At 52.5% G+C, this 23,311-nt stretch carries 21 protein-coding genes; 12 read left to right on the forward strand and 9 right to left on the reverse strand.

What is annotated here, in order from left to right; genetic code table 11:
- Window positions 1-44: 44 nt before the first annotated feature.
- Window positions 45-824, reverse strand: a complete 780-nt coding sequence (locus TALK_RS04990) for an NRDE family protein (RefSeq protein WP_169714942.1) — start codon at window positions 822-824, stop codon at window positions 45-47.
- A gap of 148 nt (window positions 825-972) precedes the next feature.
- Between TALK_RS04990 and TALK_RS04995 the strand changes: the two genes are divergently transcribed.
- From TALK_RS04995 to TALK_RS05005, 3 genes are all read left to right on the forward strand, one after another.
- Window positions 973-1,293: a DUF1476 domain-containing protein gene (locus TALK_RS04995; protein ID WP_085616491.1), complete on the forward strand. Its 321-nt coding sequence runs from the start codon at window positions 973-975 to the stop codon at window positions 1,291-1,293.
- Between the two features lie 158 nt (window positions 1,294-1,451).
- Entirely contained in the window at window positions 1,452-2,129 is a 678-nt protein-coding gene (locus tag TALK_RS05000) for a response regulator (RefSeq protein ID WP_085616493.1), read from the forward strand.
- A gap of 120 nt (window positions 2,130-2,249) precedes the next feature.
- On the forward strand, window positions 2,250-2,948 hold the full coding sequence (locus TALK_RS05005) for a CTP synthase C-terminal region-related (seleno)protein (RefSeq protein ID WP_085616579.1): 699 nt from the start codon (window positions 2,250-2,252) through the stop codon (window positions 2,946-2,948).
- A 59-nt stretch (window positions 2,949-3,007) separates the two neighbouring features.
- On the opposite strand, the gene TALK_RS05010 is transcribed toward TALK_RS05005, so the two are convergent.
- Complete coding sequence (locus tag TALK_RS05010; RefSeq protein WP_085616495.1) at window positions 3,008-3,955, reverse strand: DMT family transporter; 948 nt, start codon at window positions 3,953-3,955, stop codon at window positions 3,008-3,010.
- A gap of 97 nt (window positions 3,956-4,052) precedes the next feature.
- On the opposite strand from TALK_RS05010, the gene TALK_RS05015 reads away from it, so the two are divergent.
- The gene (locus tag TALK_RS05015; RefSeq protein ID WP_085616497.1) at window positions 4,053-4,961 is read left to right on the forward strand and encodes a LysR substrate-binding domain-containing protein; all 909 of its coding nucleotides are present in this window, start codon (window positions 4,053-4,055) and stop codon (window positions 4,959-4,961) included.
- A 55-nt stretch (window positions 4,962-5,016) separates the two neighbouring features.
- Here TALK_RS05015 and purB read toward each other — a convergent pair whose 3' ends face one another.
- The gene (gene purB / locus TALK_RS05020) at window positions 5,017-6,327 is read right to left on the reverse strand and encodes an adenylosuccinate lyase (protein ID WP_085616499.1); all 1,311 of its coding nucleotides are present in this window, start codon (window positions 6,325-6,327) and stop codon (window positions 5,017-5,019) included.
- Between the two features lie 294 nt (window positions 6,328-6,621).
- On the opposite strand from purB, the gene TALK_RS05025 reads away from it, so the two are divergent.
- The 5 genes from TALK_RS05025 to TALK_RS05045 all read left to right on the forward strand — a co-directional run bounded on the left by TALK_RS05025 (window position 6,622) and on the right by TALK_RS05045 (window position 14,837).
- Window positions 6,622-8,373 (forward strand): HD domain-containing phosphohydrolase, encoded by a 1,752-nt coding sequence (locus TALK_RS05025; protein ID WP_085616501.1) that lies wholly within the window; start codon window positions 6,622-6,624, stop codon window positions 8,371-8,373.
- Window positions 8,374-8,480: 107 nt separating this feature from the next.
- Window positions 8,481-9,056: an RNA polymerase sigma factor gene (locus tag TALK_RS05030; protein ID WP_169714943.1), complete on the forward strand. Its 576-nt coding sequence runs from the start codon at window positions 8,481-8,483 to the stop codon at window positions 9,054-9,056.
- Window positions 9,057-9,065: 9 nt separating this feature from the next.
- Window positions 9,066-10,142, forward strand: coding sequence for a FecR family protein (locus TALK_RS05035; protein ID WP_169714944.1), 1,077 nt, complete (start codon window positions 9,066-9,068; stop codon window positions 10,140-10,142).
- A gap of 239 nt (window positions 10,143-10,381) precedes the next feature.
- Window positions 10,382-13,201 (forward strand): hypothetical protein, encoded by a 2,820-nt coding sequence (locus TALK_RS05040; RefSeq protein ID WP_085616507.1) that lies wholly within the window; start codon window positions 10,382-10,384, stop codon window positions 13,199-13,201.
- Window positions 13,202-13,277: 76 nt separating this feature from the next.
- On the forward strand, window positions 13,278-14,837 hold the full coding sequence (locus tag TALK_RS05045) for a trypsin-like peptidase domain-containing protein (protein WP_085616509.1): 1,560 nt from the start codon (window positions 13,278-13,280) through the stop codon (window positions 14,835-14,837).
- A 73-nt stretch (window positions 14,838-14,910) separates the two neighbouring features.
- Here TALK_RS05045 and TALK_RS05050 read toward each other — a convergent pair whose 3' ends face one another.
- From TALK_RS05050 to TALK_RS05070, 5 genes are all read right to left on the reverse strand, one after another.
- Entirely contained in the window at window positions 14,911-15,915 is a 1,005-nt protein-coding gene (locus tag TALK_RS05050; RefSeq protein ID WP_085616511.1) for an ABC transporter ATP-binding protein, read from the reverse strand.
- Window positions 15,912-16,883: an ABC transporter ATP-binding protein gene (locus TALK_RS05055; protein ID WP_085616513.1), complete on the reverse strand. Its 972-nt coding sequence runs from the start codon at window positions 16,881-16,883 to the stop codon at window positions 15,912-15,914. The genes TALK_RS05050 and TALK_RS05055 overlap by 4 nt, the downstream gene beginning before the upstream one ends.
- A 5-nt stretch (window positions 16,884-16,888) precedes the next feature.
- Window positions 16,889-17,794 (reverse strand): oligopeptide ABC transporter permease OppC, encoded by a 906-nt coding sequence (gene oppC / locus TALK_RS05060; protein WP_139833722.1) that lies wholly within the window; start codon window positions 17,792-17,794, stop codon window positions 16,889-16,891.
- 1 nt (window position 17,795) lies between these two features.
- Window positions 17,796-18,719: an oligopeptide ABC transporter permease OppB gene (gene oppB / locus TALK_RS05065; RefSeq protein WP_085616515.1), complete on the reverse strand. Its 924-nt coding sequence runs from the start codon at window positions 18,717-18,719 to the stop codon at window positions 17,796-17,798.
- Window positions 18,720-18,797: 78 nt separating this feature from the next.
- Window positions 18,798-20,432 (reverse strand): peptide ABC transporter substrate-binding protein, encoded by a 1,635-nt coding sequence (locus TALK_RS05070; protein WP_085616517.1) that lies wholly within the window; start codon window positions 20,430-20,432, stop codon window positions 18,798-18,800.
- Between the two features lie 242 nt (window positions 20,433-20,674).
- On the opposite strand from TALK_RS05070, the gene TALK_RS05075 reads away from it, so the two are divergent.
- The gene (locus TALK_RS05075; protein ID WP_085616519.1) at window positions 20,675-20,905 is read left to right on the forward strand and encodes a hypothetical protein; all 231 of its coding nucleotides are present in this window, start codon (window positions 20,675-20,677) and stop codon (window positions 20,903-20,905) included.
- A gap of 199 nt (window positions 20,906-21,104) precedes the next feature.
- On the opposite strand, the gene TALK_RS22245 is transcribed toward TALK_RS05075, so the two are convergent.
- On the reverse strand, window positions 21,105-21,257 hold the full coding sequence (locus TALK_RS22245) for a hypothetical protein (RefSeq protein ID WP_245829669.1): 153 nt from the start codon (window positions 21,255-21,257) through the stop codon (window positions 21,105-21,107).
- Window positions 21,258-21,458: 201 nt separating this feature from the next.
- Here TALK_RS22245 and TALK_RS05080 point away from each other — a divergent pair, with 201 nt between their 5' ends.
- Complete coding sequence (locus TALK_RS05080; protein WP_245829672.1) at window positions 21,459-22,304, forward strand: AraC family transcriptional regulator; 846 nt, start codon at window positions 21,459-21,461, stop codon at window positions 22,302-22,304.
- Between the two features lie 125 nt (window positions 22,305-22,429).
- Window positions 22,430-23,284, forward strand: coding sequence for a MipA/OmpV family protein (locus tag TALK_RS05085; protein ID WP_085616523.1), 855 nt, complete (start codon window positions 22,430-22,432; stop codon window positions 23,282-23,284).
- The last annotated feature ends 27 nt before the right edge of the window (window positions 23,285-23,311 follow it).

Raw genomic sequence — 23,311 nt, forward strand, 5'->3', positions numbered from 1 at the left:
GCGACGGCTTTTGCCGCGCCGCAAAAGCCGTGTGAAAACAAGCTTTAAAGCTCCACCGGCCAAAATCCGGCCTGATCGGGTTGACCATTGGCAAACAACCAGACCGGGCGACGCGGCAGTTCATTTTTCTGAGTGGGAATCGCCGGAAGTCCGATCAATGACGAGCAGACGGTTTCGAACCCGATATTGCTGCGCACCAGCATCGCGTCGGCACGGATGTCATGATGGGCCGGATCGGGGGGCATGATACCGGTATCAGACAGTAATGCTTGCCATGCAAACCAGTCGTCGGCTTCGGGATTGGGGGGCGGGGCGCTGATGAACCGTGGCAGGTTGCGTTTGGTGCGTTCGCTGTTATCCGCATCATTCAGGTCATGAGCGGTTAGAATCGATAATCCTTCGGGGATGTCGGTGATGTCGATCTTGCCATCGCCACGATTGGCCAGCCAATAAGCATCGCGGTTATCGGCAATTACCATATTGAACGGGCGATAGGCGTTGCCGTCGAGTTCTGCCAATGCCTGTGCAGCATCGATGGCATCGGCATGATCAAGGGCTTCGAGTGGTAATTCACCACGCGACCGTTTACCCTCTGCCGGGCCAAGCGTGCCAAAGCGGTTCAAGACCGCTGCAACGACGCCATCCTCGTTAACGCCAAGCCAGGTACCACCTGCCGTTTCGTCGAGTCCTGCGATGACATCCGGGCGGTCTTCCCAGTGGCGAGCCGGTGGCTTCCAGGGGCGGTTATCCATTTCGTCACGGTTGGCGCCGATAATAACCGGCCATTCATGGTCGGGGCGGCGTAGAATGATAACTGTACACATGAGCCAGATCAAAGCGACATGCACCCGCATTTGTCAAATTCAAAAGTATAGCGACTGGGCAGTGACATAAGCTGATCCAGTTCATAAATATAAAAGACGAAGGCAAACGCGCCCTGTTGGCGAGGAAACCAAATCAAGGAGTTCATCCATGGCGAACCTAACTGATCGCGAACGCGGATTTGAGGCCAAATACAGTTTTGACCTTGAACGGGATTTCCGGATTGAGGCCCATCTTTATAAAATGCTGGCGCTTTGGGCGGGTGAAAAGATGGGGATGAGCGAAGCCGAAAGTCGTGCCTATGCTGCGAAAGTTGTTGGGGATGTCGTCACCAATCCGCAGGAGAATGGGGTGGTTGCGGTGCTTCTGGCCGAGTTTGGCCGTCATAAAATCGATATGACGGTTAGTGAATTGACCAGCAAACTGGAACAATTACGACCCATCGCACGGGCCGAATTGCTGGGCGAATAGTTGGCCTGCGCAAATAAGAAAAAGTTCGGATTTGCAAACCATTAGCCGGTTTCGTATTCTGTTCCTGAAGTCATAGTAAATTTCTGGATGCAGCCACGCGTTGTTTTGCTCGCCAAAGTCGGGCTTGGTTGTGGGGCAGATAGAGAAAGGCAAAAGCTTTGCGTATCCTGTTGGCGGACGATCACGACCTGGTTCGTGAGGCGTTATCACTGCTGTTTAAGCAATATTTTGATGGTTGCGAAGTGGTCGAGGCAGGTGCATTGGACCCCGCTCTTGAGCATATAGAAGCGCAAAATGATTTCGATCTGGTGCTTCTTGATTTGCGGATGCCCGGGATGAATGGGCTTGAGGGACTGAAGCGGACGCTTGAAAAGGCGGCGAAAACCACGTCTGTGGTTCTTCTTTCCGGTGCTTATCGTAGTGAAGATGTGCGTCGTGCTATTGAAAATGGTGCACAGGGTTTTATTCCCAAAACGTTGCGCGGGCAGGCACTGGCCAATGCGATCCAGCTTGTCTTGGCGGGTGAAAAATACCTGCCGTCTTCGATTCTTAACGATCTGAGCGAAAGTTTCGGGGGTGGTTCCGATGGCGAGCCACGCATGGCTGGCGGTTTTGGCAGTGAAGGCGACTTTGCGCGGCTGACTCCGCGTGAACGTGAAGTTTTGGCCCTTTTGGCCGAAGGTCGCCCGAACAAGGATATTGCGCGGCATCTCGATTTGCGTGAAATCACGGTGAAATATCATCTGAAAAATGTTTATCGCAAACTGCACGTGTCGAATCGTGCACAGGCGGTGAAAATTGCACTCGAAGATATGGCGCGGACCGGAACCCTGTAGTATGCTCGTCAAAGGCAGCGCTAAAAACGCTTGATAAACGGCCCGTGTTTCACGGGCCGTTTTTATTTGGCGATTGGTCTGCTTTCCCTCGTCCTGTCACCCATGAAACGAGGAATGATCATGACCGTCCGTATTGCTCTTGTCGGGGATTTCAAACCCGCCGCGATTGCCCATCAGGCCATCCCCAAAGCCCTTCAGATTGCGGGCACCGAAATTGGTGTTGTCGCAGAATGGGATTGGATCGCAACACCGCGCTTTGACGCCGGTGCAGGTGATATTCTGTCTGGTTATGACGGGATGTGGTGCGTACCGGCAAGCCCCTATGACAGTTTCGATGGCGCATTGGCGGCCATTCGCTTTGCACGTGAAAACGATATTCCATTTTTGGGGACTTGTGGCGGTTATCAACATGCGGTGCTGGAATATGCCCGTAATGTTTTGGGGCTATCCAATGCTGCGAATGCCGAGATTGAACCGGATGCAGAAGTACCGCTTATTGCGCCGCTAAGCTGCGCGCTGATCGATCAGGATGGCGGGATTGAATTGGCCGGGGGCAGTTTGATCCGCGGATATTGTGGGTCGGAAACAATCACGGAGACCTATCGCTGCAGTTATGGGTTTAATCGTGATTATGCCGGACTGTTGGATGGGCGCCCGATGCAGATCAGTGCCTGGGATGCGGATGGTGATCCGCGTGCGGTGGAACTGCGCAATCATCGCTTCTTTATCGGAACAGCGTTTCAGCCGGAACGTTCGGCTTTGCGTGGGGAAGCGCACCCGCTGATCACGGCATTCGTCAAAGCCGCATTCGAAAAATAGCCCGCATAAAAAACACCCCCGTGATCAACACGGGGGTGACACCATTGAGACAGACAGTCTCAGGCACGTTCGGGCAGGTTGTGCGCCCGGACATCGGGGGATGCGGATGGTGTTGGTAATACGGGTGCGGGTGTACGGCCTGACTGGATGATGAAGACACCAGACAGGATCATCGCGGTTGCGAGGATGTCGATGGCGGAAACCGATTCGCCCAAAATCAGACTTCCGGTCAGAAGGCCGATGACCGGCGGGATATAAGTCACCCCGGCGGTTTTCACCGCACCGAGTTTCCCAATCAGATAGTAGTAGCACATAAAGGCAAAGCCCGTGCCGAGCAGGCCCAGACCGGCGAACAGTCCGGTGGCGATTTTCCAGTCGGTAAAAATGGCACCGATCCCGTTGAAATCGGTGATCACCAGCAAGGTGGCCGACGCGAGGCCAAGCTGATAGGTGCAAAGTGCGATCGGTGAAATGCCAAGCGGGCTTAAGAACTTGCGAACATAGACGAACGAAAGACCGACACAGCCAGACCCGATTGCAACATAAAGCACCCCGGTCAGATCAATGCCGGAAACGCCGGTATTCCATGGCTTTGCAATCACCAAAACCCCGGCAAAACCAAACAAAAGCCCGGTAACCGATCGCATATTGACCGGTTCGCTGCGCAGGAATATCGCCGCAGCAATAAAGGAAAACATCGGGATGGCACCGCTTAGCATTCCGGCGACACTGGATGGCAGCAGGGAAATACCCTTGGCAAAGGCAAAGTAATAAACGGTGGCCGCGAGGAGCGACATGATAACGAAATGATGCAGATAACGCAGATGCTGCCAATGCAGGGATTTTCTGGCAATCGCAAAGACGAGGACCGGCAAAAAACCCATGATGACCCGTATCATCACGATCTGCATCGGCGAGATCAGGGTGCTTGCTGTCTTGTTAAACAGAAAGGTCAGGCCCCAGGCCAGGGCAAGGAGGCAAAAGACGATATAGGCGTTATTCTTCATGGTCGGATCTTTCGTGGGGATGATGCCGTGATTGTAGGTCCGGCCCGGATCAGCTACAAATCATGATATCTGGATCATGGAATAGAAAATCTGCATCATGAGCTCATATCCACCGCTAAATTCTTTGCGTGCGTTCGAGGCATCTATTCGATTGAATAGTTTTTCTCTTGCGGCAGAGGAGTTGAACGTGACGCCCGGCGCCATTGGTCAGCAGATCAGGAAGCTTGAGGATTGGCTTGGCGTTGAGTTGTTTACCCGTTCGGTCCGGCAGGTAAAGCCGACGGCAGATGGCCTTGAATATGCCGCACATATTCAACCCGCCTTGCAACAGATTGTGGATGCCAGTCAGCGGTTGCGAGGCCGACTGGATCAGTCGGTGCGTGTTGTTATGCCGCCAAGTTTTGCCGCAAAATGGTTTTCCAAGCGGATGGCGCGATTTTTGATCGATTATCCGTCGACGTCGCTGCATGTCGGCTCGTCATCGCAATACACGGATTTTGATCGTGATCCGGTTGATCTTGCTGTGCGTTATTTTGATGGCTGTGATGACAAACTTGAATCCGTTCTTTTGTATCGCGGGCGGGCGGCGGCATTTTGTTCGCCGGCCTATCGCGACAGGATCGGGCTTTGGCATCCGGCCGATCTTGCACGTGCGACCCTGTTAAATGACATTTTGCATGATTGGTGGGCGGAATGGCTTGGCAGATTTGCCAGCATGAATGAGGCCGAAATTGCATCAATCAAGCATATCGATATTGATCAGACATCCATGGCCATCGAGGCCGCCATCCATGAGCAGGGGGTGGTGATCGCCAATCCGCTTTTGGCCGAAGAGGATGTGATGGAAGGCAAACTGATCCATCTGTTCCCTGAACAAGTCTTGATGGTGCCGTTGGGCTATTACCTGATCCATCCTAAAAATCGGGAATTGCGCGGGCAGGTAAAACTGTTTCGCGACTGGCTGTTAAACGAGGCGCGGGAACTGACACTGGCGCAGAACCTGTAAAAAAAAAGCCCCGCCAGATTGGCAGGGCTTTGATCTTGAATGGGTGTTGTTACCGTTAGTCGGTAAAGACACGGGCGAAAATCGTGTCGACATGCTTGGTGTGATAACCAAGGTCGAACAGGCCTTCGAGGGTTTCCATCGGGATTTTTGCCGTAACGTCTTTGTCGGTTTTCAAAAGCGACAAAAGATCGCCTTCGCGGTTCCAGACCTTCATCGCGTTACGCTGAACGATACGGTACGAATCTTCGCGCGAAACGCCATATTGCGTCAGCGTGAGAAGAACGCGCTGCGAGAAAACCAAGCCGCCCATCTGATTAAGGATTTCGTCCATCCGTTCCGGATAAACCACAAGGTTTTCCACAACATTGGTCAAACGCATCAGCGCAAAGTCGAGTGTCACGGTCGCATCCGGGCCGATATTGCGTTCGACCGATGAATGCGAAATATCGCGTTCATGCCAAAGGGCAACGTTTTCCATGGCCGGGATTGCCATCGAACGCACAAGGCGCGCCAGACCGGTCAGGTTTTCGGTCAGGATCGGGTTGCGTTTGTGCGGCATCGCCGACGAGCCTTTCTGGCCCTTCGAGAAGAATTCTTCGACTTCGCGAACTTCGGTCCGCTGCAAGTGACGAATTTCGGTCGCCAGATGCTCGATCGAGGAAGCCACAACGCCAAGGGCAGCAAAATAGGCCGCATGGCGGTCGCGCGGGATCACCTGGGTTGATACCGGTTCAACCGCAAGACCGAGTTTATCCGCAACATGTTCTTCGACGCGCGGGTCGATGTTGGCGAATGTGCCAACGGCTCCGGAAATCGCACAGGTGGCGATTTCTTCGCGGGCCACCACAAGGCGGTTACGGTTACGTTTGAATTCGGCATAGAAGGTCGCAAGCTTCAGACCAAAGGTCACCGGTTCGGCGTGGATGCCGTGTGAACGGCCCATGCAGGCGATGTCTTTGGTTTCATAGGCACGCTTTTTAAGGGCGGCCAGAAGTTTGTCCATGTCTTCAATCAGGATGTCGGTTGCCTGAACCAGCTGCACGTTAAAGCAGGTGTCCAGAACATCCGAGCTGGTCATGCCCTGATGAACAAAGCGAGCTTCATCACCGACCTGTTCTGCCAGTTCCGTCAGGAAGGCGATCACGTCGTGTTTGACTTCGGCCTCGACGGTGTCGATGCGGTCGATACGGTCCTGGGTATAGGGCTTGTTGCCTTTTTCCCAGACCAGTTTCGCAGAAGCAGTAGGGATAACACCCAACTCGGCCAGTTTGTCGGCAGCGTGTGCCTCGATTTCAAACCAGATACGGAATTTGTTCGCCGGTTCCCAGATTGATGTCATCTGTGGACGGGAATAACGGGGGATCATGCAGTCGCCTCCGGGCAATGTGGTTGGGTGCCGGATATGATCTGGATGCGTGATCAGGATACGCGATCAGGATGCGCGATCTTGGGCCGGCACGCTTTCATCGGGTCGGATAGTCCATTCCGCGCGGGTTGGCAACCCTGCATAGAGGCATGACAGCCCCGTGATTGCTTTTTTACCGGTCGGAAGCTTGCGATCTGCTAAGATTATCTCAATCTCCTAAGGGATATAGTCTGTGAAACGATCATTCCAGAATGAAGGGCGGCGAACCGTTCTGTTGGCAAGTGGACATAAACGATGACGCGTATAACGGATGATTTGAAAGATCGTCCAACTGGCGTAACGCCCACCCGGAATACAGATGCGCGTTATCTTGCGCAGCTGGTTGATCTTGGCATTGCCCTTTCGGCCGAACAGGGCCGGGAAGAGCTTAATCAGAAAATCCTGTTGGCAGCGCGGCAGTTTACCAATGCCGATGGTGGTTCGCTTTATCTGGTCAACAAGGACGAGACCGAACTTCAGTTTCGCATTCTGGTCAATGATACGCTTGATACGTTTTTTGTCTCGGGCCGGGAAAACCAAAAACCGTTTCCGTCCTTGCCGTTATATGATGGGCAAGGCAATCCCAATCACAAGAATATCGCAACCTATGTCGCGCTAAGCGGTAAATCGATCAATATTGATGATGCGTATATCGCACAGGGGTTTGATTTTTCCGGTACGCGGGCCTTTGACGCCAAAACCGGTTATCGGTCGAAATCGTTTCTGACCGTCCCGCTGAAAAATACACGCGGCACTGTGATTGGTGTTTTGCAACTGATCAATGCGCGCGACGATGTCGGCAATGTCATTGCCTTTGACCCGTTGATTGAACCGATCATTAATGCGCTGGCCAGTCAGGCAGCCGTCGCACTTGAAAACACGCGCCTTTTGCGGGCGCAACGCGATCTGATGGAAAGTTTCGTGCGTGTATTGGGCCAAGCGATTGACGCCAAATCACCCCATACAGCCCATCATTGTGAAAAAGTTCCGATTATTGCCCGCATGCTTGCCAAGGCGGCCGTGGATGAAAAGCAAGGGACGTTTTCGAATTTCTATCTGACCGATATGGAATGGCACGAACTTGACCTTGCCGCCTGGCTCCATGATTGCGGCAAGATCACAACGCCTGATCATGTGGTTGAAAAGGCCACCAAACTTGAAACCATCCATAACCGTATTCATGAAATCCGCACCCGGTTCGAAGTTCTTCGCCGGGATGCTGAAATCGACATGTTAAAGCGTAAATTGGCGGGCGAGGATAGCGCGATTTGCGACGCGGATTTCAAAGCGCGCGTTGCCGAGCTTGAAAGTCAGTTTGCGATGGTGGCCCAAAGCAATATCGGCGATGAAAAACTTGACGACGATGCGATTTTTGCCCTGCACGAAATCGGGGAACAGACATGGCTATGTCATTTTGACCGGACGGTCGGGCTTTCCTGGGCAGAAAATCAGCGCTTGTCGGAAGACGACCGGGCACAATGCAGCCAGCCTGGTGTCGAAAAGCTTCTTGATGATCGCAAGGATCACCTTTATGGCCGCTTGAACCGGGGCGAGCGATATAACCTGTCGATACCGCACGGCACGCTGACATCCGAGGAACGCAAGCTGATCAATGATCATGTTGTGGTGACACAGGAAATGTTGGCCCAATTACCCTATCCCAAGGAATTGCAAGGTATTCCGGCGATTGCCGGAAACCATCATGAAAAAATGGATGGGTCAGGTTATCCTAATGGATTGCGGGGCGAAGACATGGGGGTTCTCGAAAAGGTGATGGTGATTGCCGATATTTTCGAAGCCCTGACCGCCGTAGATCGGCCGTATAAACGTCCCAAAATGTTGTCGGAATGCATCGCGATCCTTGCCGGTATGCGTGACAAGGGACAGATCGACAATGAATTGTTCGATTTGTTGCTTTCAAGCGGGGTCTATCTTGATTATGGGCGAAACTATTTACAGCCAGATCAGTGCGATGAAGTTGATATCGCGCAGTTTTTAAGCCGGTAAGGTTGGATAGAACGTCGCCGGTGAATTCGACTGGCTGTCAGATTGGGGAGGGCCAGTGATCCTCCCTCTAAAAGGTAATAATAACTATTTGCAACTTGGTGTGGCTGGTGTATGTCAGCAGGAACAAGTTCACCTTCCTGTCTGTTTTCATGACCTTTTTTGCGTCCCATCAGATATCGGCAAACCTTGTTCGCACCTTTGAAAAGGAACGGGCATCTTTGTTGCGTCTGGCCATGCGCAAGCTTGGCAACCCGGACGAGGCAAAGGATATCGTGCAAGATGCCTTTGTCCGGATCGCAGGGGTCAAGGACAGGGAAGAACCAATCAGCGATCCACCTGCATTCCTTAGAACTGTGGTTCTTAATCTGATCCGAGACCGCCAAAGACGGCGCAAGACAGGACAGATTGTCGAATTGAAGGGGGATTGTGATCCGTTGGAATGGACGGCTGAGGACAGCCCGTCCGCTGAAAACGTGATCTATCACCGTCAACGGTTGCGGGCGTTCGAGCAGGCTGTAAAGTCACTGCCAACGCGATCCAGAGAAATATTCATCTTGCGTAAGTTGCATGGTAAGACCCATGACGAAATTGCATCTACAACCGGTTTGTCCAAGGCTGCGATTGAAAAGCATCTTTATCGTGCGATGACGACATGCCGGGATTTGATGAAACACTATGACTAGGCCATGCGCATGACCGGCAATCATCATACCGGCCAAAATCCGGAAATATCAAATCAGGAAGGTCCGACGGACCTTCTTGTCGATCAGGCAATTGCATGGCTTGCGCGTGATGGTGTGGATGTTCCGGGAACCAAAACGCATGATGCTTTTCAGGTTTGGTGTGATCAAAGCCCCGCTCATGACCGGGCTGCCCGACAGGTTCGGGCGTTCCTTGCCGATAGCAGCTTTGACGATGTTCTGCGCAAATTTGATACAGCATCCTTAAATGACGGCAAAGCAGGGGCGCGGACGATGTCGGCAGGAATGCCGTCGCCATCATCGCATGCACGCCCTTTGAGGCGCGATACGGGGCGAATGGGATCGCGGATGCGCAGCGTATTTGCCGGGGCGGCGGCGGTATGTGCAGCCGTTCTGGTCGCGGTGGTAACATTGTCCCCGGCAGATCACAGTACCCATCCGGGCTATATCGCGGCCAATACCGCATCGGTAACCCAGGCATTGCCAGATGGCAGCACGTTGCAGCTTGCACGCGGGACGGAACTTTATTGGGAATTTTCCAAGCGCGAACGCCTCATCACCCTTGATAAGGGGGCGGTGGTTATTTCGGCCGCGCCAAATCGGGATCGCCCGCTTGTCGTGACAACGCCCCAAAGCCGGGTAAGTGTTGTTGGTACACGCTTTGTCGTGATCGGCGATGACAACACCAGTGAAGTTGGCGTTGCCGAGGGAACGGTTCGGGTGACACAGCAACAATCGCCACCCGCGCGCGAGGTAACCTTGCATGCCGGGGATGGCGTTGTGGTGTCGGGTGACGGCGATGTGCGCCTGCGCGATTTTGACGGGGCCAGTATCGAACAGGTCCTTGTCGGCTGGCGCGTGTTTTCGGGCGCTAGTCTGATTGATGTGATCCATGCGGTGAACCGCCAAAGCGGCACGGAAATTTTGCTTGATCCCCGTCTTTCCGATCTGGAAATTCGAGGGCGCTTTAATGTTGCCGATGCAACGGCGTCACTGGACCTTTTGACCAGAACAATCAGAGCAAAAGTCATCAACCTTCCGTTTGGTTATCGTCTGCTGACGCGTTGATTCCTTCCTGTCGATATTGAAATGCCGGGCACTGAATTTATCGGTGACACCCGCATTTTGTTCATATTTCAAAAAAAGATGGAAAAAGTTGTCCGGTTCCTGTCTTGCCCTGCGTCCATAAGTGCGAGTGATACGCAATAACTTTTGGGCAACGCCGAATGATGACTTCCGGACAACATAATAAACCGACTGCACGTGATATCGGGAAAACGGGCAGGGCTGTTGCGTGGAAGGATTTCATGTTTTGTGCGGTCGCAACCTCGGTATTGTTTGGTGCTGTGCCCGTGACATCATTGCACGCCCAGGAAAAACCGGTTGTCGATACGCCGGTCCAGCCCCGGACTGTTGCGACATACCGTTTTGACATTCCGTCCCAGTCGCTGATGCGGGCGCTGGAGCTTTTATCCCAGCAGGCGGGCATTCCGTTTTCGGTTCAGGATGGAACCAATCTGGCGATAAATGGTCAATCGGTTGTCGGTCGTTTTAGCATCGAAAATGCCTTGTTGTTGATGCTTGAAGGCACCGACGTGACTTTTGCGGTTGCCGATGGTGTTTTGGTTATTTCGCCGAAACTTTCGACGCAATCTTTGGGCGGGGAAGTTGTTACCGCCCCGGTTTCGGTAAGTGCCAGCCGAACACCAACCTTTCAGTTGGGAAGCGGGGCAGCAAGCGGGTCAACAGTCTATGGCGAGGAAATGATTGATGCGCAGGTTCAAGGAAGCAGCGATCCAAATATGCTGTTTCGGGCCAACCCGAATGTTCAGTATGTGGTCAGCGGACAACGCGGCGAAGAAGGTGCAACTGCCGTCGCCGAACAGGATTTGCGTCCGCAAAACATAAGTATCTCGGGGGCTGGGGTTGATCAGAATAATTTCAGGCTCGACGGGGTCGGGATCAATTCGTTTGGTGGTGCCGAGTCGAACTACAACGATTCAAACATGCCCGAAGACGATGACAATTCCATCAATGCCGATACGCTGCATGGCTTGCACCCGCAGACGGTATATGTGGATTCCAATGTTTTGGAACGAGCAGAAATCATCGACAGTAACGTGTCGGCCAAATATGGCGGGTTTCAGGGGGGCGTGGTTAATTACAAGGTTAAAGACCCCTCGGATGAGCTGACCTTTGGTGCAAGTATCAAGCGCGGCGGCTCGAACTGGAACGACTATCACCTTAAATCGGATGAGACGCCCGACACCGATACAAGAGAACCCGAATACGAAAAATGGTTCTATAGCGCATCGGCCAGTACGCCGCTTGATGACAATTGGGGGATGCTGGTTTCCGCCGGTCGGCGTACAGCGGAAACGACCAAAACAGCCGGGGACAAGTATTACGGTCGTCAGGTGACGACAAACACCAAAGCCGACAATGTTCTTGGGAAACTGCGATACGAAAATGATACCGGAACGGCACTAACCACACAGTTTGTGTACGCGCCTTATGCGCAGGAATTTGAAGCGTCGGAAAACTATGACAGCAAAATGGATATTATCGGCAATGGGCTGACCACGTATGTCGGGCTGGAAAAGCCGTTCGAATATGATGGTTATGGGGTTTCCAACCTGTTTCTTGATACCAAGCTGTCTTACAACACGTCGGAAAATGCACGCGATTCTGAAAGCAATGTGCGCCGTCAGGTTAGTACATCTGTTGCCGGTTCCAAATATGCCGACTTTTGCGACTCCAGCACATGTGTGACCGGCTGGTATGGCGACCTTGCCCAAACCCAGCGTGATGTCGGTTACACCGCCGACCTTACCGGTGATGTTTGGGGGGGGAACTTCTTGTTGGGGACGGATATTCATCACCTAAGCGGAACCCGCGAACGGTCCGAGGATGCGTATTACGCAACCACGCGGACGACTGGTACCAATGTGGTTTGCGGGACTGCCGGTGACATTTTTTGCGATGACGGCGATCAGGCCAACCGGCGGCGCGTCAAATACGAAGCATTTTCCGGCAGTGTCAGTCTGGTGACGGCGGCCCTTTATAATGAATACACCTTCACTTTCGATGATGTGCCATTTGGCGAGTTTGAAGTCCGCCCGGGCGCGCGTCTTGAACGTGAAACCTATCTTGGTAACACCAATCTGGCCCCGCGCTTGACGGCGACTTATTACACTGATTGGGATATCAGCTTTACCGCAGGCTGGAACCGTTATTACGCGGCAAATATGCTGAGCTATGCGTATCAGGATGCGACACCGGCAACCGTTTCACAAACACGGACCGCCGATACGACGACGACACCGGGGTCTGTGATTTTTTATGATGACTGGGCGGCGTCTTCGACGGGCGTAAAACGATCTTTTAGTGGCTCTGGCCTAAAGACCCCGTTTTCTGACGAGCAAACCGCAGCCATTTCGTTTCCATTGCCATTTTTGGGCGGGACAACGCGTTTGAAATGGATGGAAAGAAAGGGCCGTGATCAGTTTTCGCGTGATAGCACCGATAGTGGATCGACCGAATATAATCTGTCGAATGAAGGGTCGAGCCTTTACACATCCTATTCGGCGGAATGGAGCCGGGAAATCGGATCGGGCCCGTTTGGCGGGCGGCATGTTTTCAATATCAACGGGCAATATTCGGAACGTCGCACGTCAAATAACAGCTATTACGTGACCAGCGATGAGACCGAAAACGTGGCCTATAACGGTCAGGTTATATCAAGCATGGATCTATCGGTTCTGACCGGAAATCTGGACGAACCGATTTTTTTTAATGCCAGCCTGTTTTCAAGTTTTGATGATGATCGTCTGCGTACCGGTCTGACGGGGCGCTATACCATGGCCTATACCACCATCACCGATAGCGGCTCCAACACCACGATTGATGGGGAAAGCTATGATTTGTACGAGGATGGTGACGCCAAGGCGCGTTTCGATCTGGATATGACGCTGGATTATGACGTCATCCATGAAGAACACGGGGTTCTGACCCTGAACGCATCTATTGAAAATGTTCTGAACCGTGGTGGTGCCCACACGCTGTCATCATCGACCCCCTATCGCAAGGGTCGGACAGTCTGGCTTGGCCTGACTTACGCCTATTGAAAAATTTCCGCATCAATCCCGCCGGGGGCCTTTCTGTGCCTGTGTTCCGGTAAAACCCGCTTGTGAGATCGAAAAAATGAAAAGAACCCTGACAGCTACCCTGTTTGCCGTGATGTTGGCATCGACAACGGCCCTTGTTCCTGCGGTCGTAATGGCGGAAACGCCTGCTGTTGCATCAATGGATACCAGCCTTGCCGATGTCTATAGCCGGGTTTCTCTTGGTGTTGTGCGTATCAACGTCATCAAGAAAAGCTATGCTGAGATCGTCGAGGAAGAACGCGAGAAAAAAGAAAATGGCGAGGATTTCTATCTTCCGCCCAGCGAGCGTGGTGACCGCGATGATGACGACAATGACCGGCAGAAAGGCGAAAAGGACAAGGACAAGGACAGCGAAAAGGGTGAAGAACCCAAATATGATTGGCAGAAAAAGAAGCGCAATGCGGCGACCGGGACCGGTTTTTTCATCAATCATGATGGCCTGATCGTTACCAACGAGCATGTCGTTCGTGATGCCGCCCGCTTTGTCGTTGTTTTGAAAGATGGTCGGCGTATTCGGGCCGAACTTGTCGGCAAGGACTTTCTGACCGACCTTGCCGTGTTGCGTGTGACGATGCCCGAAGGGGTAAAGCCATTATCTTGGGGGAATTCGCACGCGATCCGTATCGGTGATCCGGTCTTTGCCCTTGGATATCCCTATGGCTTTGATCAAAGCCTGACCACGGGTGTGATTTCCGGCAAGCAGCGTGAATTGTCCAAAGGCAAATACAATCCTTATCTGCAGACAGATACAGCCGTGAACAAGGGGAACTCTGGTGGGCCGCTTTTGTCGATGGATGGCAAGGTCGTTGGGGTTAACTCGGCCTTGTACACCCGTTCTGGCGGGAACGAGGGGTTGGCCTTTTCCATTCCGGCCGAACATGCCCAGGGTATTATTGATCTGCTTGTGAAGGATGGCGAGATCAAGCGCGGCTGGTTTGGCATTGGTTATACCGAAGTCAAACCGGGCATCGGTGATTTGTTGGGTATGTCAGAAAACGAAGGCATGTTGATCCTACGTACCCCGGATGATGAACCTGCTTATGCGGCGGGCATTCGCGCGGGGGATGTGATTGTTGCGGTAAATGGGGAAACCGTAACGTCGCGTCTTCATTTCCGTATGCAGGCGGCATCGGTCAAAGGTGAAACGACGGTTACTGTTTGGCGTGACGGGGAATATCACAGCTTTACCCTGATCCCTGATGATATGGACGAAGCCAAAAGCCGCCGACGTCAGGCTGAACACGAAAAATTTGCCCCGACGGATAAGGATGATGGCCGCAAAAAGGTTATCGGGCTTGATTTGGTTCCGGCCAATGCAAAAGCCTGGGAAAAGCTTGACCTTCCCCAGGGAACCAAGGGGCTTGTTGTCGACCGGATGGATAAAATGGGTCAGGGCGATCAGGCCGGGTTTGAAAAGGGTGACTTCATTACCCGCATTAACGATGTCGATATGATTACCCCCGATGATTTCGAGAAGGTTTTAAAGCAGGCGCTGGAAAACGATGCTCCCTATGCGCTTGTCTATTTCAAACGGGATGGGCAGGATCGGACAAAGGTTGTCGATACTCTCAGCATGGTTGATCTTGAAGATTACTAAGCCCTGCGTATGAAAATCGGGCCGTCGCAAGACGGCCCGATTAGTTTTGGTGGTGCAAAAGGACGTTGGTCTTTTACATCCGCTCGTGAAAATGGCAGGCGACCTGATGATGATCGTTGATGGTATCAACGGTCGGAATATCGGTTGCGCAGACATCTTTGGCAAACGGACAACGGGTTCGAAATACACACCCTGATGGCGGGTTGGTCGGGCTTGGTAAATCGCCGGTCAGCACGATGCGTTCCTTATTGCGTTCAATTTCCGGGTCCGGGATCGGAACAGCAGAAATCAGCGCCTTGGTATAGGGGTGTTTGGGGGCGGCATAGATGCTGTCGCGATCGGCCAGTTCCATGACATTGCCCAGATACAGCACCAGAATGCGGTGGCAGATATGGCGCACAATCGACAGATCATGACTGATGAAAATCAGCGACAGATCGAATTCGCGCTGTAATTCCTGCAACAGATTAACGATCTGCGCCTGGATCGACACATCAAGGGCCGATACTGGTTCATCACAAATGATCAGTTTCGGCTCCAGGATCATCGCGCGTGCAATGCCAATACGCTGGCACTGACCGCCCGAAAACTCATGCGGATATCGATTGATCATCTGCGGCAACAGGCCAACACGGGCCATCATGCGTTTGACACGTGCCTTGATTTCCTCCTTGCCCAGATCGGCCTTATGCGTGACCAGTGGCTCGGCGATGATTTCGCCAATGGTCATGCGCGGATTAAGGCTGGCCAGCGGGTCTTGGAAAATGATTTGCAGGTCGCGACGCAGCGGTTGCATTGCGCTGTGCGGGGCGCCGACAATATCACGGCCCAGCCATATCACCTGACCATCGGTTGGCGGGATCAATTGCAGGATTGCACGACCAAGTGTGGATTTTCCGCAACCTGATTCACCAACAATGCCAAGCGTTTCACCGGGGAACAGATCGAAATTGATACCATCAACGGCTTTGAGTTTGCGTTCCTTGCCAAACAATCCCGTACCCGACAGGGTAAAGTGAACCTTAAGGTCGCGGACCGACAGGATGGGAACGGCTTTCTTTTTACCGATCGCGTTCATTGGCCATCCTCCCGAAAGCAGGCACTGGCCCGGCCCGTATCAAACCCGATCAGGGGCGGACGCGCCGCACGGCACCGGTCCATGACATAATCACAGCGTTCCTGATACGCACATCCCTGCGGCAGGTTTTGCAGGTTCGGCGGCTGGCCCGGAATGGCAAACAGGCTGTCTTCACTGGCGGTATCAATACGGGGCATCGATTTTAAAAGCCCCTCGGTATAGGGATGGTGGCTGTCATAGAAAATATCGCGTACCGTGCCGGTTTCGATAACGCGCCCGCCATACATCACCATCACCCGGTCACATAGCCCCGCGACAACACCAAGGTCATGGGTGATCATGACGATTGCGGTGTTGAAGTCTTTCTTAAGGTCACGCAGCAGATCAAGGATCTGGGCCTGTACCGTCACATCAAGGGCGGTGGTGGGTTCGTCGGCGATCAGGACTTCGGGATCGCATAATAATGCCATGGCAATCATCACGCGCTGGCGCATGCCGCCCGAAAATTCGTGCGGATACATGTGTACGCGCTGGGCCGCACCCGGAATGCCAACACGATCAAGCATATTGATCGCGCGTTTAAGCGCGTCACCCTCGGACATGCCGCGATGTTCAACCAGCACCTCGGTCATCTGTTTCGAGATTTTCAGGAACGGGTTGAGCGATGTCATCGGATCCTGAAAGATCATCGACATTGTGACGCCGCGGATTTTGTTAAGCTGCCGGGATGGAATGTTAAGGATATCGCTATCCTTGTATCGCACGGTTCCGGTTGCCTTGCCGTTTTTGGCAAGCAAGCCCATCACGGCCAGAAAAATCTGGGTTTTACCCGATCCGGACTCGCCGACAACGCCAAGTGTTTCACCCGGATCGATATGGAAATTCACATCGTTGACGGCCTCGACCTCGCCATCGGGGGTCTGAAACCGTGTACGAAGGTTTTCAACGTTCAGAATATGATTTGTCATGTTGCTTACCTGTCCTTCGGGTCAAGGGCATCGCGCAGACCGTCGCCGATGAAGTTGAAACAGAACAGGGTCAATGCCAGGAAGGTCGCCGGATAAATCAGCATCCAGGTTGAGGCTTCGATCACTTTCGCCCCTTCGGAAATCAAAACACCCCAACTGGTCAGGGGTTCCTGAACGCCAAGGCCAAGGAACGACAGGAAACTTTCGGTCAGGATCACCTGCGGGATGGTCAGCGTCATATAGACAATCACCGGACCCAAAACGTTGGGGATTACATGACGAAAGATGATTTTGAAGTTCGACACACCGGTGGCATGGGCGGCTTCGATAAATTCGCGACGGCGGATCGACAGGGTTTGACCGCGGACGATACGGGCCATGGTCAACCATTCAACCGCGCCAAGGGCGATGAAAATCAGGAAGATGTTTCGACCAAACACCACCATCAACATGATGACAAAGAACATGAAGGGCAGGGAATAAAGCACATCAACAAACCGCATCATGATTGTGTCGATCTTGCCACCGAAATACCCGGCAACCGCGCCATAGGTCACACCAATAACCAGCGATACCGAGGTCGCCAGTAACCCGACGGCAAGCGACACCCGTGCCCCGTAAAGAATACGGATAAACAGGTCGCGGCCATTGCCATCGGTGCCAAAAATATGGCCATTTTCCCAATTGGGGCCTTCCTGAATATATCCCCAGTCAATCTGGTCATATTCAAATGGGCTGAGCATCGGGGCAAAAATCGCCATCAGGGTGATGATGCCAAGAATGATCATCGATCCAACGGCGGCCTTGTTGCGGAACAGGCGAATACGGGCATCGCGCCAAAGGCTTCTGCCTTCGATTTCCTGTGGCGTGCCAGCGGCTTCCAGCATCGCTGTTTTTGTGTTTTTGCTCATATCAGCGTGACTTCAGCTTGGGATCGAGCAGGCCATAAACCATGTCGACCAGAAAATTCAGAAGGATGATCATGACGGCATAGACAATCACCACACCCATCACGAGCGGGTAGTCCCGGTTCAGTGCCGCCTTGATGAAATAGGTGCCGATCCCCGGTGCGCCAAAGATGCTTTCGATCACCACCGACCCGGTCATTACCGCCGCCGTTGCCGGGCCAAGATAGGAAACAACCGGCAACAGCGCGCCGCGGATGGCATGGCGCGTCACCACAATCTTTTCACGCAGGCCCTTGGCGCGTGCGGTGCGGATATAGTTGGAATGCAACACTTCAACCATTGATCCGCGTGTCAATCGCGCGATATAGGCGATTTGGGGCAGGGCAAGGGCAATGATCGGCAGGATTTTGTATTTAAGCTCCCCATCACCCCAGCCCGCCGTTGGCAGAAGTGACAAATACAAGCCAAATACCAGCGACAATAACGGGGCCATGACAAAGTTCGGGACCGCAATCCCGATCATGGCAATGCCCATGACGATGAAATCAACCGCACTGTTTTGCCTAAGTGCGGCATAGGTGCCAAACCCGACCCCGAAAACAAGGGCCAGAATGATGGCGCTTAGTCCAAGCTGCATCGATGCGGGCGCACCGGCCATGATCAGTTCGGCAACGGTAAAGTCGCGTATCTTGATGGACGGGCCGAAATCACCGCGCAGGATTTTGCCAAGATAGATGACATATTGCTCGGGTAGCGGTTTATCGAGGTCGTAGGCCGCCTTGATATTCTTTTCGATTTCCGGGGGAAGGACGCGTTCCTGATCGAATGGTCCGCCCGGTGCAATGCGCATCATGAAAAAGGCCACCGTGATCACGATCAACAAAGTCGGGATCGCAATCAGCAGGCGCCGAATGGCGTAAGATAACATAATTCTCTCTCATCCCCATGGGACATGCCGGGGGTGACGCAGGCCGGACAAGCCCAACCTGCGTCAAGGGTCCGGTATTTACTCTTTAATGTCGAGCCAGCGGGTCAGGTGGCGATCCGGGGCGTTATCGATCCAGCCTTCGATTTTCGGGGAAACCAGCTGTTTCGAGACATAGTAGTAAATCGGGACATAGGGCTGTGCTTCCATCATGATGGCTTCGGCCTGTTTCATCAGTCCTGAACGTTTTTTCAGGTCTGATTCTTTTTCTGCGGCAAGCATCAATTCGTTAAAGCGCGGATTGTCGAACGCGGCATAGTTCAGCGGGCCGGTGCGTTCTTCGCCAAGGAACAGGAAGTTTTGCGCATCGTTGTAATCGGCAATCCAGCCGGCACGTGCGACTTCAAAGTCGCCGACTTTCAGATCGGCATAGTGGATTTTGCCTTCGGTGTTGAACAGTTCGGCCTCAACGCCGATTTGTTTCCACATATTCTGTGCCGCAATCGCGATGCGTTTGTGGTTTTCCGACGTGTTGTAACGAAGGGTGAATTTCAGGGGATTGTCCGGGCCGTAACCCGCATCCGCCAAAAGCTTTTTGGCTTCGGCGACTTTTTCGTTATAGGGCAGGTTCTTCCATGAAACATAGGCCGGTTCGGCATAGTTGCCGGTTCCCGGCGGGACAAATGAATAGGCCGGAAGTTCACCGGTTTTCAGTACAGAATCCGTGATGGCTTCGCGGTTGATTGCCATCGACAATGCCTTGCGCACGCGGACATCCTTGAATTTTTCTTTGTCGGTGCGGATGGCATAGTAATAGATACCGGCATAGGGCGCGATGCGCAGGCTGTCGGCCAGATTGTCGCGCAGCCAGGAAATCTGTTCAGATGCAATGTCACGCGCAACGTCAAGTTCACCGGCACGAAAGCGGTTCTGCATCGCGGTGCGGTCTTCGTAGGCGTAATAGATTACTTCGTCGATTTTGACATTCGCAGCGTCATAGAATTTTTCGTTCTTGACCAGTTTGGTGTGAACGTTCGGCAACCATTCGACCAGTTTGTACGGGCCGTTAACAACGATGTTTTCCGGTTTCACCCAATCTTTGCCGAATTTTGCAATCGCGTGTTGCGGGATTGCAAAAGCGGTCTGGTGGGTCAATTGTGCCAAAAAGTATGGTGCCGGTGCGGTCAGTTTGACCTGTAGGGTTTTATCATCAAGCGCGGTGGCTGCGAGTTTCGCGCCTTTCTTGCCGCTATTGACGTCTTCGGCACCTTCGATAATGTAAAGCAGCGATGCATATTCAGCACCCAATGCCGGGTCAAGCAGACGTTTCCAGCCCGCGACAAAATCACCGGCGGTTACCGGAACGCCATCCGACCAGCTGTGGTCGCGAATTTTAAAGGTATAGGTCATCCCGTCATCGGAAACCGTCCAGCTTTCCGCCGCACCGGGTACCGGTTCGCCGTTCGGGCCATAGGTCAGAAGACCCAGGGACATATCGTCGGAAATACGGCTGGTCTGGACCGTCGAGATGAAATGCGGATCCATCGATTGCGGTTCGCCGTCATTGCCAACGCGCAGGATTTTTTCGGCCTGTGCGTGGGTCGTTGAGAGCATGGTCATCGAGCTGGCAATCAATGCTGTACCCAACACAAAGGCCCGCGAGGAATTAAGCAATCCCTTCACGAGACCGGTTGCGGTCTTCGCGTGTTCTGACATGTGTAATGTCTCCCTCGTTCATTTTGCTTTGTTTTGACGTGCTCCCTGAAAGCACGTACGCAAAAATACTGAGGCCGCTATGCGTAATCCGCAAGTGACGATTCCACAAAGTTGAAACAAATGGTAGGAATTTGCGTGAAATGGCCTGTTTGTTGATAGAATTGTGCGTAATTTTGCAAAAAATATGCGCAATCAATTGATTGGGTGGCGCTTCAACCGGTGCTTGCAAAGGGGGCGGGCAGGTGCCGGACCTGCGATGTTTTGGGCGTGGCGGTATCTTTGTTAAATGTGAAATGGTTCACATTCAAAGGGTTGGAAGGGATTGGGAGACAACGAATCGGGTATTTGAAAAATATGCAGATTTTTACGGCAAAAATGTTGGAAATCAATATCTTGGCGCGAAAATCTGCGGTGTCCTTTTTGCCGATGTGGGAGGGGCATGGCAGCAACCAGATTTTCTGCACCGCGATTAGGTCATTCGGATGCCATTTGTAATGCGACGCAATTTATCATTGTGCAATCTTTGTTGCCGGGCTAGGCCTTTTTCGGCTTGGTCATTTCCTGATATGGGATACCTGCTTTGGGCATCGGCTAAGAATGTTTGTTTCAGGAACTCGGATAATTTGATTCCAGACCATGCTTGAACCATTCAAAGTCATCATAATTCTGATTTCAGTCGTTGGGCTGGTTCAGGGCATTTTTCTGATTGCGTTGCTGCGCCATGAAGGCAAGCGGGCTTTTCGTGCCAATCGTTGGTTGATCATTTTCACCCTGACGATATGTATGGGGTTTGCGGATGACATCCTGGATGTTCTGTTTCCCCATGCAGTAACATTGTATTTTTCACCAATTTTTGTGCCTTCCATTTTTACATTTGTGCCATCGATATATCTTTATTTTCGCGAGATTTTCGGCAGACCGCCACGCAACCCGTTTTGGTATTTCGCAATCATCATACCCGTCATGTTTTGCATGATGGCTGTTTCTTGGTACCGGTATACGCAGTTGTCATCCGGAAACATTCAATTGCTGGATGTTGACCTTTACGACATTTACTGGGATCTGCAAGCGCCCCATTGGTTGGTTGTTTTGTTGACGACAACAATACTGGCATTCTGTGTGCAGTTCGTCATCTACATGGTCAAGATATGGCAGGTTGCGATTGGTTATTTACGGCAGGCCGGACTCCAGCTTGTCGCAGACGAAGCGGTGCTGCGTCGTTGGGTTCTTGAACTGCTTGTCGAGTTGAGCCTGATCTTTACGATCTATACTGTGACCAACCTTTTTGATATTTTTGTCGCCAGAAGTGATTGGTTGCTGGTTTTTGTCCAAGCCGGGTTTGTGCTGATCTTCTTTCGGATGTGTCACATCATTGCGGCCAATCCGGCGTTGTTTGTTCAACCAGATTGGGATGATCTTTCGGAACGGGATGAAGCACACGGCGAGCAAGAGGCTCTGGTGGCTGAAAAGGAAACGGTTAAACAGCCCGACCTGCCGCGTGTTCTTGTCGGGCCCAATGAAATTGCACGGATTTGCACCCGGCTGGATCGCATTGTCGCGCAAGGCGACATGTTGTTTGATCCGTTGCTTGCGATGCCAAAATTGGCAGCGGCTGTGGGCGCGACCCCCAATCAGCTTTCCCATGTGCTGAACCAGCATTTGGGCAAAAGTTTCTTTGATTTTGTTAATGCGGTGCGAATTGACGCAGCATCACGACAGCTGATCGAGGACCCGGATCGTACGATCCTCGATATTGCGACCGGTGTCGGTTTTAATTCCAAATCGACTTTCAATTTGGCCTTCAAGAAAATCACCGGTAAAACGCCGACAGCGTTTCGCGATGAGAACCTCTTCAAATCACAGAACTCATAGGTACGAATGCGCATTTGGACGCCAAAATTGCGTTTTCCGGGTTTGAGTTTACAGAACCGGACGCCAGCAGTAATTGTGATCGCTATTGTCAGGCACCACACAGACACACAGGGTGATCAGCTAAAATGAATTTTCATCGGTTTTCAAATATGATCGGCAATGGCTTGATATTGTTTGGTTCTGGTCTTTGTGCGACGGCACTCGTGCTTGTCATGAGTACGTCGGCGAATGCACAGCAAAACAAACGGGATACGCTTCGCGATCAGGTTAATCCGAAAGATGCCAATGCAAGCGATCCATGGCTTGGCGGGAATTGGCAGTTCGGGGCATTTGGCCAGGCCGAAAGCAATCCCTATCGCGGTGCTGATAGCATGGATTTAGACGGTTTGCCGCTTTTGGCTTACGACGCGGAACGTCTGCATGTCGGGATTGATGGTATTGCTGTGAAAGTTTGGCAGAACGAATTTGCCAGCTTTGACGTGATCGGTGCGCTTCGGATGAAGCCCTTTGATAATGATGACAGCAGTTATCTTCGCGGGATGCAGGAACGCGACATGGCGTATGATGCCGGTGTTGGTTTCAAAACGCGTCTTTGGCGCGGCGAACTGGGTGCGCATTACCTGACAGACGTCAATGATGCCCACGACGGTCATGAAGTTGATCTGACATATACGCTGCCACTGGATTTACACGGTGTAACGTTTAGCTGGGGCGGTGGTGTGCTTTGGCAAAGTGAAAAGCTGGCGAATTATTATGTTGGTGTCAGCGGCACCGAAGTTCGCAGTGATCGTAGCGCCTATAGTGCCGATGGCGCTTTCATTCCCCATCTCGACCTGACGATGACCTATCCGATCATGGACGGTCTGATGCTGATGGGGACAGGCGGGGTCAAGTTGCTGCCAGATAGCTATACCGACAGCCCGTTGATTGATGATGATTATACTTACAGCCTTGGTTTGGGGCTGGTGTATAACTTCTAGAGCGGTTCACGTTTTTACAGAAACATA

The sequence above is a fragment of the Thalassospira alkalitolerans genome (genome assembly GCF_002115745.1).
Classification (GTDB): domain Bacteria; phylum Pseudomonadota; class Alphaproteobacteria; order Rhodospirillales; family Thalassospiraceae; genus Thalassospira; species Thalassospira alkalitolerans.